The organism is Kribbella sp. WER1, from assembly GCF_054189145.1.
Genome location: NZ_JBSZTA010000002.1, coordinates 1 through 13,023 on the forward strand (window position 1 = coordinate 1; position 13,023 = coordinate 13,023).

General features: G+C 69.4%; 17 protein-coding genes. 10 read left to right on the forward strand and 7 right to left on the reverse strand.

What is annotated here, in order from left to right; genetic code table 11:
- The first annotated feature begins 135 nt into the window (after nucleotides 1–135).
- The 3 genes from ACXJJ3_RS41965 to ACXJJ3_RS41975 all read left to right on the forward strand — a co-directional run bounded on the left by ACXJJ3_RS41965 (nucleotide 136) and on the right by ACXJJ3_RS41975 (nucleotide 1,914).
- On the forward strand, nucleotides 136–930 hold the full coding sequence (locus ACXJJ3_RS41965) for a hypothetical protein (RefSeq protein WP_458172105.1): 795 nt from the start codon (nucleotides 136–138) through the stop codon (nucleotides 928–930).
- A gap of 277 nt (nucleotides 931–1,207) precedes the next feature.
- Nucleotides 1,208–1,546 (forward strand): GntR family transcriptional regulator, encoded by a 339-nt coding sequence (locus ACXJJ3_RS41970; protein WP_458172106.1) that lies wholly within the window; start codon nucleotides 1,208–1,210, stop codon nucleotides 1,544–1,546.
- Nucleotides 1,543–1,914 carry a hypothetical protein gene (locus tag ACXJJ3_RS41975; RefSeq protein WP_458172107.1) on the forward strand — a complete coding sequence of 124 codons (372 nt, stop codon included), beginning with the start codon at nucleotides 1,543–1,545 and terminating at the stop codon, nucleotides 1,912–1,914. Before ACXJJ3_RS41970 ends, ACXJJ3_RS41975 begins: the two co-directional genes overlap by 4 nt.
- A gap of 47 nt (nucleotides 1,915–1,961) precedes the next feature.
- Here ACXJJ3_RS41975 and ACXJJ3_RS41980 read toward each other — a convergent pair whose 3' ends face one another.
- From ACXJJ3_RS41980 to ACXJJ3_RS41995, 4 genes are all read right to left on the reverse strand, one after another.
- Nucleotides 1,962–2,120 (reverse strand): hypothetical protein, encoded by a 159-nt coding sequence (locus tag ACXJJ3_RS41980; RefSeq protein WP_458172108.1) that lies wholly within the window; start codon nucleotides 2,118–2,120, stop codon nucleotides 1,962–1,964.
- Between the two features lie 6 nt (nucleotides 2,121–2,126).
- Entirely contained in the window at nucleotides 2,127–2,477 is a 351-nt protein-coding gene (locus ACXJJ3_RS41985; protein WP_458172109.1) for a hypothetical protein, read from the reverse strand.
- A gap of 90 nt (nucleotides 2,478–2,567) precedes the next feature.
- Nucleotides 2,568–2,720 (reverse strand): hypothetical protein, encoded by a 153-nt coding sequence (locus ACXJJ3_RS41990; RefSeq protein ID WP_458172110.1) that lies wholly within the window; start codon nucleotides 2,718–2,720, stop codon nucleotides 2,568–2,570.
- A gap of 224 nt (nucleotides 2,721–2,944) precedes the next feature.
- A complete protein-coding gene (locus ACXJJ3_RS41995) occupies nucleotides 2,945–4,249 on the reverse strand; it encodes a hypothetical protein (protein ID WP_458172111.1) in 1,305 nt (434 codons plus the stop codon).
- A gap of 434 nt (nucleotides 4,250–4,683) precedes the next feature.
- Here ACXJJ3_RS41995 and ACXJJ3_RS42000 point away from each other — a divergent pair, with 434 nt between their 5' ends.
- The 7 genes from ACXJJ3_RS42000 to ACXJJ3_RS42030 all read left to right on the forward strand — a co-directional run bounded on the left by ACXJJ3_RS42000 (nucleotide 4,684) and on the right by ACXJJ3_RS42030 (nucleotide 8,828).
- On the forward strand, nucleotides 4,684–5,886 hold the full coding sequence (locus ACXJJ3_RS42000) for a hypothetical protein (RefSeq protein WP_458172112.1): 1,203 nt from the start codon (nucleotides 4,684–4,686) through the stop codon (nucleotides 5,884–5,886).
- A 335-nt stretch (nucleotides 5,887–6,221) separates the two neighbouring features.
- Nucleotides 6,222–6,539 carry a hypothetical protein gene (locus ACXJJ3_RS42005; RefSeq protein WP_458172113.1) on the forward strand — a complete coding sequence of 106 codons (318 nt, stop codon included), beginning with the start codon at nucleotides 6,222–6,224 and terminating at the stop codon, nucleotides 6,537–6,539.
- Between the two features lie 102 nt (nucleotides 6,540–6,641).
- Entirely contained in the window at nucleotides 6,642–6,929 is a 288-nt protein-coding gene (locus tag ACXJJ3_RS42010; RefSeq protein WP_458172114.1) for a hypothetical protein, read from the forward strand.
- Nucleotides 6,930–7,008: 79 nt separating this feature from the next.
- Entirely contained in the window at nucleotides 7,009–7,341 is a 333-nt protein-coding gene (locus ACXJJ3_RS42015; RefSeq protein WP_458172115.1) for a hypothetical protein, read from the forward strand.
- Nucleotides 7,342–7,415: 74 nt separating this feature from the next.
- On the forward strand, nucleotides 7,416–7,874 hold the full coding sequence (locus tag ACXJJ3_RS42020) for a hypothetical protein (RefSeq protein ID WP_458172116.1): 459 nt from the start codon (nucleotides 7,416–7,418) through the stop codon (nucleotides 7,872–7,874).
- Nucleotides 7,864–8,073, forward strand: a complete 210-nt coding sequence (locus tag ACXJJ3_RS42025) for a hypothetical protein (RefSeq protein ID WP_458172118.1) — start codon at nucleotides 7,864–7,866, stop codon at nucleotides 8,071–8,073. The genes ACXJJ3_RS42020 and ACXJJ3_RS42025 overlap by 11 nt, the downstream gene beginning before the upstream one ends.
- Nucleotides 8,073–8,828 (forward strand): hypothetical protein, encoded by a 756-nt coding sequence (locus ACXJJ3_RS42030; protein WP_458172119.1) that lies wholly within the window; start codon nucleotides 8,073–8,075, stop codon nucleotides 8,826–8,828. The genes ACXJJ3_RS42025 and ACXJJ3_RS42030 overlap by 1 nt, the downstream gene beginning before the upstream one ends.
- A gap of 101 nt (nucleotides 8,829–8,929) precedes the next feature.
- Here ACXJJ3_RS42030 and ACXJJ3_RS42035 read toward each other — a convergent pair whose 3' ends face one another.
- The 3 genes from ACXJJ3_RS42035 to ACXJJ3_RS42045 are packed head-to-tail and all read right to left on the reverse strand — an operon-like array spanning nucleotide 8,930 to nucleotide 12,917.
- The gene (locus ACXJJ3_RS42035) at nucleotides 8,930–10,081 is read right to left on the reverse strand and encodes a hypothetical protein (protein WP_458172121.1); all 1,152 of its coding nucleotides are present in this window, start codon (nucleotides 10,079–10,081) and stop codon (nucleotides 8,930–8,932) included.
- A complete protein-coding gene (locus tag ACXJJ3_RS42040; RefSeq protein WP_458172122.1) occupies nucleotides 10,081–10,896 on the reverse strand; it encodes a hypothetical protein in 816 nt (271 codons plus the stop codon). Before ACXJJ3_RS42040 ends, ACXJJ3_RS42035 begins: the two co-directional genes overlap by 1 nt.
- The gene (locus ACXJJ3_RS42045; protein WP_458172123.1) at nucleotides 10,893–12,917 is read right to left on the reverse strand and encodes a hypothetical protein; all 2,025 of its coding nucleotides are present in this window, start codon (nucleotides 12,915–12,917) and stop codon (nucleotides 10,893–10,895) included. The genes ACXJJ3_RS42040 and ACXJJ3_RS42045 overlap by 4 nt, the downstream gene beginning before the upstream one ends.
- Nucleotides 12,918–13,023 lie beyond the last annotated feature (106 nt).

Below are 13,023 nucleotides of genomic sequence, written 5' to 3' on the forward strand. Positions count from 1 at the left end.
GTGACATCTAACGACTCCGGATCGGCACGCCTGCCTAAGCTTGCCGCCGACGAAACAGAGCTTCTTCAGCTGGTGTGGGACTCGCTGGACCGCTCCGGCAACTGGCCCAGGTTCGAGGCGATCAACCGGACGCTGTTGCGCCGCCACGACGACATCGACCTGGCGGAGCTGATCTCCCGCATCCCGAACGAGCTCCTGCACGGCGGCCGTCCGGCCGGTGGAGCGCGCCCCGACCCGAACGGGTCGCTGTCGCTGACCATCGCCGGTGCAGCCGTCTGCTCGGGCACCGAGCAAGTCCTGCAGGTGGTCGTTGCCGCCGCGCGCCTGGGCGAGGCGGCGTACCGGACTGGCGATCCAGACCACCCTGCGGAGGTGACCTTCCCCCAGGTACTCGAAGATCTCGGTCTCGACCTGCCTGAGGCCGAGAAGAAGAACCTCGGCCGACAGTCCTCGATGCTCCTCAATGAGGAGCGCTGGTGGTCGCACCACGGTACGACGGCCGAGGGCGGCTGGACGTGCACCGTCACCGAAGACATCCGGTTCTACAAGGGCGTCACAACGTTTGCGGCGTACTGGGACGCCCGCGATCGGCAACTGGCAGCCCAGCAGGTGCCAATTCCTGGCGGAACCTGGGTCCCACCGGCGCCATACGGTGCCGGGCCGGTCGCGCCGCACCGGGCCGAGAACCCTGTTGCGATGCCGAGCGACCAGGCGATCAACGTACTAGTGAGCGGGAAACACAACAGGGTCCACCTCAACAACACCCAGGCGCAACATGGAGACGCATCCAGTACCACTGGGGCGGCCGGCAACGATGACGACCAGGTTGCTCGCCAATCGCTGCGGTGGACCAAGCGGCAGACGCTGTGGACCATCGTCGGCGTGGCCCTCGCGGCAGCCGGCATGGTCATCACATTTCTGCTCAGCTGAGCCGCAGTTCCTTGTCGGCATCAAGGCGACTCGGCCAGTGCTAATTCTCTGTGCTGCCCGGGGCCGTCGCTCGCCAGACGCCGATGATGGCACGGGGGAGCAACGGCCTCGATGCTCGCGGGTCCCCGTGGATCGCTTAGCTCCGGTTCTTCAACCGGGAAGCTGCCACCCGGCCGAGTTGCTGATGGCAACGGTTTCATCGCCGATAACAGGCCTTATGTCAACTAGTACTCACAAGACCACTGGATAACCTATAGGGACATGCTAGCGTGTCAGCATGGCTCGATACCGTGAGATCGCCGAAGACCTCCGCCAGCGCATCGGCGCCCGCGAGTTCACCCCCGGCCAGCAGCTGCCCCCGATCGCCGCCTTGCAGGCGCACTACAACGTGCCAGGCCTGAACACCATCCGCCAGGCGCAGCAGCTGCTCGTCGATGACGGCCTGGTCGAAACCCGCCAAGGCGTTGGCGTCTTCGTGCTCCGCACCGACCCGCTACCGCGGACGGTCGACGTCCTCGCCGAGCTGCGCGCCGCACGGTCGGCGATCAACCTCGCGATCACCGCGCTGGAGAAAGCCGAGCAGGTGACGACACCAAAGGAGCCCGACCGAGGATGACGAAGTTCAACGATGCGCGGCTGTGGGCGCTGATGCTTGGCCGGTTACGGACCGCGGGACTGGAAGGGCCGGCCGCAGAGCGCCTCGCGCGGCAGCTCGTCGCCGACGTGCGCAACGAGGCGCTGCGGACGCTGCGGACGTTCGGGCGCGGCGACAGCCTGCCTGATCCGCCGCCTTCGTCGGTCCGTGACCTCGACGGCGATCTCTGGGAGCATCAGGACGCCGGCCGCGGCTGCTACCGGATGTCCGCACGCGATCGTGCCCGGAACGCCGACAGCACCGAGGACGTCGAAGGCGTGCGCCTGTGGCCGTTCCTGCTCGACGAGTACGGACCTCTCACAGAGGTAGCCCGGCACTCTCACCCATGACCAGACCTGCGACACCAGGCAGTGCTGTCAGTTCCGGTCCGGGCGGTTCACTGCGCCCTGTACGCCTGTTCCAGCTCGTCAGCCAGCTGGACGGCCGCTGCCTCCGGTTCGCCGGTGGTGACGGCCTGGTCGCGTAGGTGATCCCAGACGGTCCACTCGCCGGTGGGTCCGCTCGGGTACGCGGTGTAGATCAGCGGCTCAGTCATTGCCCGTCAGTCTCCAGCGGGGTCGGTCAGTTCCTCGACGGCCGCGACGTCGACCACGGCCTGTTGCTCGGTGAGGCCGATCTGCCGCATGGCTCGATCGACGGCCGCGGTCGCCTCGTCGGCGGGCGCCGCGCCGGTCGACGGCGGTGCGCCGGGGGCGGGCAGTACGACGTAGAAGTTGTGCCGCAGCTCGGTCACGCGTCGTACGGTCGCGCCGCCGGCAGCGGTGATCGTCACTGACCGCCGGGCATAGATGCCGAGGGCATCGATCATCTTGTCCCAGAAGTCCTTCACGTCCACGAACTGCGGCGGCGCCGGAGGTGCCGCGAGGTCGACAGGCACTCGATAGGTCATCACCGGCAGAGCGTCGTACCGCGGTCGGGGTGCAGTCAACTGCGGCCATCTGTGCCGGCACCGGGACTGCCCCAAGCCAGCCGCTAGATGGGGTCAGCCGCAGCAGACCCAACCAGCGCCGTCGAGCGCTGGTCTCCAGCCCATCCGCTCCAGCTCGGCGGTCACCGCCGGCAGCAGTCCGTCGACGTCGGCCGACACCAGTACGCCGGTGAGGATCGGCCCGTCGCCACACCACCGGCACGCCACGGGGCCAGCCTCGTGCGGCTGGCACCGCACGCAGTGCCGGCTGTCGCGAATCCCGCGGGCGTGATCCGGATCGGCCGACCACCACACGGTCTTCAGGTCCTCCGACAGCCGAACCTGGTCAGCCTGGGCGTCCGGTTCCCAGCCGCACGTCGGACATCGAGGTCGCGGCGGGCGGGCGGTACGGCGTACGCCGTGCGTGCTGCGCGTAGGGCGGCCGCGAGTGATCATTCCGGTTGCTCCTTGGCTCGCCGACCCCCGGGCCTCTTGCTCGGGGACGCCGGGGTCTCCGGTGAGGTGCCCTGCGCGTCGCGCTGGCGCAGCTCGGCGATGGTCTCCTGAGCGCTGGTCAGGGCGTCGTTCAGGGTGGCGATCCGCTCGGCGTGCGCCTCCTTCAGCTCGGCGAGCTGGGCCTGGTGGTCCGCGCGCGTCTCCGTACGGCTGGCCCGGGCGTCCTCGCGGATCGCCTCGAGCTCGTTGTGCTGCTGCTGCCGGGTCTCGGCGAGCTCGGCGCGCAACTGCTCGACGGTCGCCCGATCGTCGAGCGCCGCGGCCTGCGCCGTATCGCGCTCGGTTTCTGCCCGGGTCCGTGCGGTGCGGGCCTCGTCGCGTTCGACGGCCGCCGCCGCAACGCGCTCGTCGGCCGCCGCGATCGCCTCGGCGATCCGGCGCTCGGTCTCGGCCTGCAGCTCGGTGGCCGCCCGGGCGGCGTCCTGCTCGGCGGCGGCGATCACGCGGCGGGCGTCGGCCCGGGCTGCTGTGACCTGCTCGGCCGCATCTGCGCGGACCCGCTCCAGTTCGGCGCGAGCTTCCGCCTCGGTGGCAACCGCGGCCGCGGCGCGCTGCTCGGCGGCCTCAACCAGTTCCGCGGCCTCAGCCTGAGCCTGCGCGACCTGTTCGGCGGCGGCGTCCTGCGCCTGGGTGATCTGCTCGGCGGTCTCGACCCGCAGCCGTTCGGCCTCAGCTACCGCTTCCTCCGCGGCCGCGTCGGCGTCATCGCGAGCCTCGGTCTGCTGCTCGGCGCGCTTCTCCGCCGCCCGCATCCGGCGCTCGGCTTCACCCCGGATCCGTTCGGCCTCGGCCACCTGCGCCAGAGCCTCGGCGTGTGCCTGCTCGACCTCCGCGGCCGCCGCGTCGGGGTCGGTCAGCTCCTTCAGGCTTCCCATCAGGTTCTGCAGTAGTTCCGTCACGGCACCCAGCTGGCCCGGGAGCTGGGCGATCTGCTCGGAGACTGTCGCCCTGGCGATCGTCACCGGGCGAGTCCCGAGCAGGTCCTCCGCATCGTCCGGCACCGACGGTCCGCCGGACCCGCCGCCGGCCATCGCCAGCTTCTCGAGTCGGCGGCGTTCCTTCCACGCGTTCGCCTTGTTGTGGATCTGCTCGCCGGGCGCGTCGGCCTGCTCGCAGTACTTCGTCGGCCGCCCGGTCCCCGGATCCTCCCGGCGCGGCCGAGGGCACTGCGGCCCCGGGAACAGACAGAGGCCGGACTGTTCGTCTTCGGCGCCAGGTACCGCGGTCTCGTCGGTCGTCATACCCCAGATTCTAGCCGCTTTAGTAGCTAAAGTCACTATCGTCTCTTTAGTGACTTTAGCATCCTTAGTTGCGAAACTAAAGCTACGAAACTAGGAATCTTGACGGCGACGCACCGTCGGCGGGACTGCTAGAACCGATTTGGAGGAAGGGGCCGTGGGTCCGCCGCCCGTCCTCGGCGAGCCTGGTACGCCGTACCCGCGCGCGGGTATGCACCCCGAAGGTTCCTTGTCTGGTTCTGTCGGCGGCTGCCGCTACCGTTTGCTGGTGGCCGTCACGTCGGCCTGAATCCGAGCCCCGCACTCTGCGCGCCCACGCCGCGCCCGCTGGTGGCAACGAGGACAAGAGGCTCCGCCTCACGTGCCGCAACCCGTCGTGCCGACCATCGTGATGTCGCAGCCGGGAAGCGTGGGACCCGGTTGGAGAGGACACCGACATGGTCGACAAGCGCAAACGCGAAGCCCGCGCACGAGCAACCGCCACGGGAGAGCCGTACATGAGAGCCGCCCGCGAGATCGAGCGTTCACGGACCGGCGGTACGCCGGACCTCGTGAAGGCCGCCGATCAGCCGGCGGCCGTGCTGCCGGTGCCGGTGGCGGTGATGGTGGCCCGCCAGCTGCGGGCCGCCTGGCAGCACCTGCTGGCCGCAAGGCATCTCGCTGAACAGCACGGCGTACCGGTCGCTAGCCCTCGGCTGGGCGACAAGGAGCCGTCGTTGCTGGCCGGGGTGATGACGTCCACCACGAAAGCGATCTGGGATCTGATGGACTGGGCCGGCGCGACGGCGGTCGCCTCAGGCGCGGTCACGGCACGGCCGCACGAGCTCGGCGACCAAGCAGCCAAAGCCGCCGCCGACCAGCTGTACCCGGACCCTCGGCAGTGGTGCCAGTCCCCGGCCGGGACGCTGCCCCAGCCTGGCGAGCGGCCAGGCGAGCCGGAGCCGTCCAGCCAGAAACGGGTCCGGACCCTGCTGCGAGGAAAACCGGGCCGGTCCCGGCTGCGGGCCTACGCTCGCGGCCGCGACGTCGTGCCCGCTGGCGACGTCGTACCGGGGACGCCGGCGGAGCCGATCTGGAACGCCCACCGCGCGCTGTCCGCCTACTCGGCAGGCTGGATGGACCGCGCCGGTGACTCCCCGGCCGACCTGGCCGCGGCCGTCGACGGCCTGGTCGAACTCGCCCAAACGTTCAGCGGTGTCGCCTCCACGCTGTGCACCGAGATCCGGTCGCGGATCGACGCAAGCATCCTTACCGGCGTCGACGCCGACCGGTTCAACGCCGCCGCTGAGCAGCTGCTCGCCGCCGTCGGTCCTGAGCACCCTGACGGCGGGCGCACGAACCAGCTGGCCTCGGCTTTGTCCGCCGTACGTGACAGCCTGGACGATGCGGAGGCCACCGTGGTCGCGGCGCCGGTAGGCGTCCGCGTCCCTGACCGCCTGGCCCGCTCCCTGCATGGCCGTAGCGCCGCGCAGATCCGCGATGAACTCGGCAAAGAGAACTTCGTTCAGCGTCAGCACTCCCGTGTCGACCCGGGCTCCAATTACACCCGCGCTGACCACCTGGTCCGCGTCCTGACCTGGATGCACGCCGCCAACGCCGAACGCTACGACTACGACCCTGACGGCGTCTTCGGCCGCTAACCGTTCGGGGCCCCGGACCCTTGGTGCCGGGGCTCCACGTTGCCGCTCGTCTCCCGGACAGCTTGCCCGGGGCAACAGGACATGCGGGGGTCCTGCCCCCGCTCCCCCGGCCATCCCTCCGAGAGACGTCGACGGGAAGGTCTCTCATCAATCAGACGGGCAGAGCCTGCACGCAGCGGCGGAGACGGCGTGTCAAGACTCGCTCCGCTCGGCCCGGGGCAACTGGACAAGCCGCTCCCACTGCGAGCACCCTGCGGGCGCCTGATCGACGAGAGACTCCGGATCACCCGATCTTTTACGTTGCTTAAAAAACTTAAGTGCGGTAAAGTCTGGGTATGGGTAAAGAGCTCACCGAGCGGCAGGCCGAGGTCCTGCGCGACGTCAGGCTGCTCTACGAGCGGCACAAGGAGGTCCAGGCCGAGGAGAAACAACTCTTCGCCCTGCTGCTGTCCGCGATCCGCGCGGCCGCGGTCGAGGGCGTGAAGCAGCGCCAGATCGCCTTGTCCATCAAGGTGTCGGACAGCTGGGTTTCGCAGATCATCAAGAAGGCCGTCCGGCCGTGGTGGGACGCGGATCGCGCCGGCGGGGTCTCCCCTCGCGACGAATGGCACGCCTGGCTGGCCGAGCATCAGCCACCGGAACCGCCGCAGTAGCTCACCTACTCACCGCACCACACATAGCGGTGACCGGACCCCGATTTTGCAGACCCGGGCCCGGCCACCAGATCCCACCACACGAGGCAGGAGCACACCATCATGTCATCGACCGCGAACACTCAGCTGAGCCGTGCCCGGAATCGCCGCGCATTCGCTTACAGCTACAGCCGGCTGGAGCAGATGCTGGCCGGCCACACCCGGCCTCAGCTTCGCCGCTACCGACAGACCTGGCAGAAGAGGCTGGAGCAGGCCGAGTTCGGCAGCGAGGCGTACGCACTGGCGCTGGGCGCGTGGACGTACCTCAACGAGCATCTCGCCGCCGGCTCATGCCAGCGGCCCGCCCGGCGGACCACGCGCCGGTACACGGTCCGCGGGTCCAAGTGGTGACCCGGCCGCACCGTCGGCGCCTCGCTGACGTTGAGCCGCCGTTCGGCATCCCGAAGTCCACGATGAACAGGAGTGCGCAATGACCGAGACGACGGCACTGGGGCCGGTCGACGAACTTCTGATGGCTTGCGCGACCTGGGAGAACCTGATCGAGCAACTCGACGGCACCGCCCTGGCGGCCGAGCTCGGGCAGCTTCGGCGGGGCGGCTTGGGCAAGGTCGTCGACGCGGTCAGCAAGGTACTTGCTGCCACCCACCAGGTCGCCGAGCTCGTCGCCGACGAGGTCGAGCAGTTCAACGCACAACCGCACGAGATGGCCGAGGCGATCGGTGCCCTCGAGCACGCCGGCAACTGCCTGTACGAGGTGCACAAGGAACTTGACCCGCCCGCCGGTACGACAACCCGCTACTGACCGAGGGCGGCCGCGACGCCAGCAACGCGGCGCGCGGCCGCCCTCTGCATGAGACAACGAGAGGTACGACTTCTATGAACCAGATGCAGCCCAGTGACGAGATCCGGCAGGTCACTCGGGAGCTCGGTGAGAGGCTGGACCGCGGCCGGAAGATTGCCGCGGGCACCCGTGGCTCGGCCGGAGTTCGCGTACTCGAGCTGTGGCGAGAAAGGGCCTCGGTCCGGCGGACACAGGCCGGGTTCGAGGCCGCGGAGGATCGGGTCGGTGCGTACCGAGTGCACGGGGTCCACTTGGCAGAGATCGACGTCGAGCTCAGTGAGTTGCTGGACTTCGGCGTACCGCCGCGCGCCGCGCCGGGCGTCGCTCTCGCTATGTCGGCGTCTGCGCTGCTGCGCGATCTGATCGCCAACCAGGGCGTCGAGTCCCGATCCGTGAACGAGTGGCTCACCCGGTTCGATCGATGGCAGGCCGCGTTCGGGGAGGATGTCCCGCCTTCGCCGGCCGACGGAGCTGAGGACACTGATGGCCGATGATCGCGGTACGGCGCTGGACCTGGCCCTCGAGCTCCGCGCCGACCCGGACTTCACCGTCGCCGAGCTGCCTGCCGAGCTGCGGTCCCTGGTGACCGCTGATGACCGGGAGGCGATCGCCACTATCCTGCTCGGCGAGCTTGCACAGCGAGTCCGCCGCGACACCACCACCGCTGACCACCAGCAGAACGGACGTGCGTGATGCAACCAGCAATGGCCCCTGAGGTCGCCGAGCAGCTCGGCGACGACGCCGACCGGTACCTGACCGAGGCGGCGATCGGCATCGGCTCGTGCCGCGACTGCTCCCGGTCGGTCGATGTTGCCCAGGAACCCTCGTCCCTGGTGCTGCTGGTCTCCTCCCCCGATACCGAGCCCGGGAAGTTCATGACGCTCGCGCTGACTCACGCCGCCTGCTCCCCCTCCGAGGTCCGGCAGATGCCTCGGGACGAGATCGAGAGCTACCTGTTCAGCGCAGGGCACCCGATCGGGTCGGTCAGCGCAATGAGTGGAGCCCTGCAGGCACCGGGCGGCCCTGTTCGCCCGGTCCTGTTCGTCTCGAACCACGGTGAGCTGACGACCATCACCGAGCAGGGCGCCGTCGACGCCTCGACGGCGGAGCTGTTCGCCGCCGGCTGGGAGATGGTCATGCAGATCGACAGCAACCCGATCGCACGAAGTGAGACCCGGGTCAGCTTCACTGCCTCCGGGGTGGAAGAGCCGTACATCGCAGGGCGACTCCTCATCGGTACCAGCACGCAGGTGATGGCCGACCTGGACCTGCTCGTGCACCCCTTGTGGATGCAGCTCGTGCTCAACGAAGGCGAGGTGGCCGTGTACGCGGGCCGCTTGTCGGTGCAGCACTGGACCGCGGGCATCGACTACGAGCGAATCAGCCGCGCGATCAACGCCGGCGTGCTGGCCGGGTGCATGCTGCCCGCCGAGATCCACGGCAAGTAGCTCACCACCACAGACGAGGGTCCCCGGCCAGATGGCCGGGGACCCTCGCTTTTCGTGTGGGCCGAGAGATCCGAAGTATCCCGGCCCACGCTCTGGGGTGGTCAGTACAGCGAGACGTGGACGTGGTCGAAGTGGCCACCGGTCGCGTCACCGGTGTCGTAGACCCCTCCCCCGTTGTACGGCTTCCACTGCCCTGTCCTGGCTGACCAGATCTGGCCCGACCAGATCACATAGTGCACACCGTACTGACCGGCGCCGCTGAGCACCCACTGTGCGACGGCGTCACCTCTGGCCTTCTCCGCGGCGTTCTTGCGGCTGTCCTTGCCGATCATCAGGTCGCAGGCGCGGCCCTTGGGGTGATCACTGGTCGGATTCCAGGCATGCGCGTCCCAGCAGCTGATCGCCTGCCCCGGCAGTGCCGCCTTCGCTGCACCGATCCAGGCCGCCGTCCGCGGGGTGACGCAGAGCCCTCCGTTGCTGGGGTCCGGGCGGACGCTGCAGTCCTCGGGCTGCCAATCGCCGTTGATCTTGCCCTTGCCTGGCACGTCCGTGCAGGATCCGAGCGGGTCTGAGGTTGGGCCAACCGTGGCGCCCGGCCGCACTGGCCGGCCGCCGTACGGATCTCCCGGCCGCTCGAGGTCGAGACCGGCCTGTGCGGCGATCTCGCGAGCGGTCTTCTCCTGCCGGGCGTAGGCGTCGGGGTACTTCGACACCTGGACGGCTTGGGCAGCCTCGGTGAGCGGCATGTCGTACCAGCCGTCGATCTGGCTCAGTCCCGGCGGCGGCGGATCCTCGGGCCCGACGCCGAAGAACGCGCGGGTGGCGTACTCCTCGTTCTGCAGCTGCGCCGGCGTCCCCCAGCCGGCCGACGGCCGCTGCTGGAAGATGCCCAGCGAATCGGCGTCTCCGTAGGCCAGGTTCTGGATCTGGGACTCCTGCAGCGCGGTCATCAGCGCGACCAGCGTCGCGCGGCCGGGCAGCCCGTTTTCGATCGCGATGCGGTCAAACATCTTGGCGTACACGATCTGCTGAGCGCGCAGTGGCCCGTTCTCTTCGGGCTGATCGGTGCCGCCGCCGGGTATCACGACGTCGCAGCCGGCGGCGACGCTCTTGGTGTTCGCGGCACCTCCCAGCAGCATCATCGAGACGATGACCAGCAGGACCAGGACGCCGGTCACCTTGACGAGCAGTCCCCGGGACAGGATCGACGCCCCGGCAGCGCCGGCCCGGGCGACGTCGCTCTCGTCGTACATCAGCCGGACTCCCCCGCGATGGCGCTGACACGCCACGTCCCACGGTCAGGCACCACCGTCACCAGCTCGCGAAGATCGAACTGGTCAGGCTTCGGACCGGTCACGGTGATTCGGGCAATCAGCAGCCGCGTCACTCTCGTCGTGGTGTCCGCCGGCGCTCCCCCACCGCTCGGCGGTACCGTGATCGTCACCTTGCCCACCTGGGACGCACCGCCGTCAGCCGCCAGCGCTTCGTAGGTGAGGTCGTCGTCGGCTTTGAGCGACTCCCGTACGTCGTCGGTCAGGTACGGCTCCATCCGGTCGACCAGCTGGGCGTAGGTCTCGGTCGACGGCGTCCGGGTGTAGAAGGCCTGCGCCCACGCCTGGATGACACCGTTGACCAGCACCGGGTTCAGCCGGGCCGGTGCCACCGGCGTCGGGCTCGCACTGCCCGACGCGCTCGGCGACGTCGTCGACGTTGTCGCGGCCGGTCCCCGGGCACCCTCGGTGGGTTTGAGAATGGTCACTCCCCCGCCGTCGTTACCGCCGGCCTGTGAGTCCTTCCCGATCCACTTCGGTACGACGTACCCGACACCTGCCAGCACGAGCACGATCACCACCACGACGACGAGCACGGCACCGGGGCTGACGGGTTCCTGGTCGCGGCGCTGCTCACGCATCCACTCGACGCGCGCCGCCCGGTCGGCCTTGCGCCACCGCCGCTTCCCGCGGCGGCGCTCCCGGCCGGAGTCGAGCTCGAGGATCTCCTCGGGGTAGTCGTAGTCGTTCCTGGTCAGATCCCGCCAGTCCGAGGGCGGCTCGGGCTTCTCGGTCATCGCGTCCTCTCCGGGATCCGTTCAGGCCTGGATCGTGGCGGCACCTGGGCCGGGGTTTGGTGGTATGTGCGGAACTTCCGCGGCTGGCTCCTGGGCGGCCGCGGCGTGCGCGCCCCGGGCGGCGGCGGGCCTTCTCGCAGCGTCGGCGTACTGGGCCGGACCGACTCGTAGCGGTTGGTCGCCTTCCCGGGCCGGTAGGCGCGGGGCGCGGTGTGCTTCGGTTCGGTACTGGGCCGACCGGGTGCAGCGTCGACCTTGCGCGGCACGTTGCCACTCGACAGCCGCTCGCTGCTCTTGTCGGCGGGCTCTGTCGTCGCTTCAGCGGCGCTCCCCGCAGAGCCCTTCCCCGCGCCGGTTGGCCCTCCGGGGGTGTGTCCGCCGATGGGGCGGCTGCTGCCGGCGGCGCTGATCTTGTCCGGATCGCTGACGTCGACCTTGCGCGGGTCCTTCGCTGCAGGATCCACCTTGATCGTGCGCGGCCGCGGCGCGGAGATCTCGTCCCCGGGCGCGGTCGGCGTCTCGGGCGGCTCCGCGGTCCGGCCAGGCAGGTGGCCCGGGCCGCCGCCTGGGCGTGACCCGCCCGGACCGGTGCCCTGGGGCCCACCCGGTGTACTGGGCTGCGGTGAGGTCGGTGGTGGCGTCGACGGCCGGGGCGGCCGCGGCTTGATCCGGTCGTCGCCGTCCGGTCCGGGATTCGGGTCGGGTAGCGGTTTGGGGTTCCGCGGCGGCTTGGTGCTGCTGGTGGTCGTACGGCGCCTGGAGCGGCCGAACTTGCTCAGGCCACCGAGCATCTTCATGGTCTGCCGCAGCGCCAGGGCACCCATCAGCCCGCTGCTGGCCATGCCGGGCCGCATCATCTGGGTGACGCTCTCGAGCATCCGCCGCAGCCGGAACGCTGCGAACAGCACCGACAGAGCCAGGCCGTTGACCGGCAGCCATCCCATGTTGCCCGCCAGCGAGTAGACCGCGGTCACGAGGGACAGTGCGGTCCCGAAGACCAGCAGGGCCAGGACCGACTGCAGGACAAGGCCGAGCAGGATCTCGAACCAGTTCATCCCCCACTGACGCGGGCGGCCGGGTATCACCCACAAGCACGCGAAGAACACTCCTGCAACGAGCATCAGGAGGGCCCCGATGAAGGCCATCGCAGCGGCGAAGGCCAGTGTGATGGTCAGCGCAGCGAAGACGACCGCGGCGAGGAAACCCAAGACGAGGATGCCGAGCCGACCGACAGGGTTCTCACCCTTGGTCCACTTCACGGTGGGGGCGTCGCCCCCACCTTCCATCCTCTTCAGTTCCCCGTCGATGTACTTCATGCGGGTGTCGTCGTCCATCCCGCGGTCGAGGATCGCTTTGCCGTAGCGCTTGCACGCGTCGAGCGAACCGAACTCGGCCAGGCACCACGGTGTCGCGGCGAACGCACGCCAGGTGGCGTCAGCCGATTGCCGCAGCAGTTTGTCGCGGGCGTTGCCGGTGTTGTAGGCCGGGGCCGGCATCTCGAAGGGCACCGTGTTGTCGGTGGTGTTGATCGCTCGGGTCGATGCGTCCATGACGGCGGTTGCGCCGACCTGGCGGACCGAATCGATCCCGTTGACCCACAGTCCCGCGCCGGAGGTGAAACTCACCGCCAGGACGCCGGCGGCGACCACCCACATCACCTGGCTCGTCCCGCCTCCGGAGCGACCGCCTCGCTGACGGGCGTAGGCGATGACCGCGCCCAGCGCCAGCGCAGCGGGAAGAAGCCAGCTGGTCAGGGCGCCGCTCGCGGCGGTGATGATGCCGGTGGTCGCGTCGGAGACCGATTTGATGTCGGTGATGCTGAACAGCCACCAGCCGACCGAGATCGCGCCCCGGGTGATCGCGATGATGGCCAGCATGATCATGTTCGCGTAGGAGTTCAGCAGGCTCTTATAGCTGAGCGATGAGAACCGGCCGTCGTCCTGGTCGAGGTGGTACGCCATGGCGCTGTAGGCCTCGAACAGATTGCGTGTGTCGCCGTGGGTCAGGTCCGGCGTGGGCATGAGGTCACCGACGCCGGTCGGTGTGGTCGGTGTGGGGTCCGCGGTGGAGGCCGCGAACGCGGTCCCAGCTGAGGCGATAGTGGCGATCAGCAGGACGCCGAGAGCC

Bases quoted from the DNA above. Each gene is read 5' to 3' on its own strand.
- ACXJJ3_RS41970 (WP_458172106.1), top strand. From the start codon at position 1,208: ATGGCTCGATACCGTGAGATCGCCGAAGACCTCCGCCAGCGCATCGGC.
- ACXJJ3_RS41975 (WP_458172107.1), top strand. From the start codon at position 1,543: ATGACGAAGTTCAACGATGCGCGGCTGTGGGCGCTGATGCTTGGCCGG.
- ACXJJ3_RS41980 (WP_458172108.1), bottom strand. From the start codon at position 2,120: ATGACTGAGCCGCTGATCTACACCGCGTACCCGAGCGGACCCACCGGC.
- ACXJJ3_RS41995 (WP_458172111.1), bottom strand. From the start codon at position 4,249: ATGACGACCGACGAGACCGCGGTACCTGGCGCCGAAGACGAACAGTCC.
- ACXJJ3_RS42000 (WP_458172112.1), top strand. From the start codon at position 4,684: ATGGTCGACAAGCGCAAACGCGAAGCCCGCGCACGAGCAACCGCCACG.
- ACXJJ3_RS42005 (WP_458172113.1), top strand. From the start codon at position 6,222: ATGGGTAAAGAGCTCACCGAGCGGCAGGCCGAGGTCCTGCGCGACGTC.
- ACXJJ3_RS42010 (WP_458172114.1), top strand. From the start codon at position 6,642: ATGTCATCGACCGCGAACACTCAGCTGAGCCGTGCCCGGAATCGCCGC.
- ACXJJ3_RS42015 (WP_458172115.1), top strand. From the start codon at position 7,009: ATGACCGAGACGACGGCACTGGGGCCGGTCGACGAACTTCTGATGGCT.
- ACXJJ3_RS42020 (WP_458172116.1), top strand. From the start codon at position 7,416: ATGAACCAGATGCAGCCCAGTGACGAGATCCGGCAGGTCACTCGGGAG.
- ACXJJ3_RS42025 (WP_458172118.1), top strand. From the start codon at position 7,864: ATGGCCGATGATCGCGGTACGGCGCTGGACCTGGCCCTCGAGCTCCGC.
- ACXJJ3_RS42030 (WP_458172119.1), top strand. From the start codon at position 8,073: ATGCAACCAGCAATGGCCCCTGAGGTCGCCGAGCAGCTCGGCGACGAC.
- ACXJJ3_RS42035 (WP_458172121.1), bottom strand. From the start codon at position 10,081: ATGTACGACGAGAGCGACGTCGCCCGGGCCGGCGCTGCCGGGGCGTCG.
- ACXJJ3_RS42040 (WP_458172122.1), bottom strand. From the start codon at position 10,896: ATGACCGAGAAGCCCGAGCCGCCCTCGGACTGGCGGGATCTGACCAGG.
- ACXJJ3_RS42045 (WP_458172123.1), bottom strand. From the start codon at position 12,917: ATGCCCACGCCGGACCTGACCCACGGCGACACACGCAATCTGTTCGAG.